Origin of the sequence: Xanthomonas sp. D-36-1 (assembly GCF_017746155.1) — a bacterium.
GTDB classification, from domain to species: Bacteria; Pseudomonadota; Gammaproteobacteria; order Xanthomonadales; family Xanthomonadaceae; genus Xanthomonas; species Xanthomonas cissicola.
The window spans coordinates 1-1,028 of the sequence record NZ_JAGHWR010000133.1; the positions used below are offsets into that span (position 1 = coordinate 1).

The 1,028-nt window shown below is 63.2% G+C and carries 2 protein-coding genes and 1 pseudogene; 1 reads left to right on the forward strand and 2 read right to left on the reverse strand.

Features of this window, described 5'->3' with window-relative positions; translation table 11 throughout:
• Positions 1-82: 82 nt before the first annotated feature.
• A complete protein-coding gene (locus J7367_RS21955) occupies positions 83-244 on the reverse strand; it encodes a hypothetical protein (RefSeq protein WP_176214986.1) in 162 nt (53 codons plus the stop codon).
• 25 nt (positions 245-269) lie between these two features.
• Between J7367_RS21955 and J7367_RS21960 the strand changes: the two are divergent.
• A pseudogene (locus tag J7367_RS21960) lies at positions 270-884 on the forward strand (hypothetical protein); the annotation flags it as partial.
• 38 nt (positions 885-922) lie between these two features.
• Here J7367_RS21960 and J7367_RS21970 read toward each other — a convergent pair.
• Positions 923-1,028, reverse strand: a 106-nt coding sequence (locus J7367_RS21970; RefSeq protein WP_139370590.1) for an integrase core domain-containing protein, incomplete at its 5' end; no start/stop codon positions are given.

Below are 1,028 nucleotides of genomic sequence, written 5' to 3' on the forward strand. Positions count from 1 at the left end.
GCGCCAGAAATGGCGAAATTCCGAAGTTCCAAAAGCCACTCTTCGGAACGACGCCACCTTCCGCCCTGTCAGGTCTCGTTGTTCAGACCTTCCTTAGGTTGGCATCGCGATGCGTGTAATCGCGCACCATGCCACGCCTCGGGAGCGACGCTTCGGCTTGCAACACATCTGTCATCACCCGTTGACGTTGCGTGCAGGCAATGGGCGCCCCTTCGATCCATTTCTCAAGCAGGAACATCACCATGCGTTCAACACTTCACGCCACTGTCGTGACGGCAGGGCTGCTTGCCCTGCTCACCACCAGCGCGGCCATCGCCGCCGTGCCATCGGTGGCGCAATGCACCACGCCGCAGCCGTGGGCGCACTCCAATGCCGGCGTGGTGGTCGGCAACGGCACGGCCGCCAGTTGTACCGCCAGCGCACTCGCCACTGCGGTGGCGCAAGGCGGCTATGTCACCTTCAACTGCGGCACGCGTGCGACCAGCATCGCCGTCAGCCAGACCATCAACATCAGCGCCAGCACGCCAACGGTGATCGACGGTCAGGGCAAGATCACCCTGGATGGCCGCCAGGCCGCGCGTATCTTCCAGGTGCAGAACGGCAATGCACTGTCGGTGCGCAATCTCAAACTGCAGAACGGCAGCTCCGTGCAGCCGGCATCCAACACCCAGTACGCGCCCGGCACCTGGGGTGGCGGCGCGATCAAGGTCAGCTACCGCGGCAAGCTGGAAGTGATCAACAGCCAGTTCCTGAGCAACCGCAGCAGCATTGGGGGTGGTGCCATCTTCGCCGGCAGCGATACCGACGTGACGATCGTCAAGAGCTCGTTCTCCAAGAACACCTCCTGGCTGGGCGGCGCGCTCTACACGCAGCTCAGCCGTCTGGTAATCCCCCCGCCCATTAGCGGTCGCCAGAAGTGGAGCTAAGCGGCCATCGCCAACTTCATGGCAGGCGTGATGCCGCCGAGCGCCATATTCGGACGCTCGTGGTTGTACGTCCATAGCCAGCGGGTGGCTTTGTCCTGCACC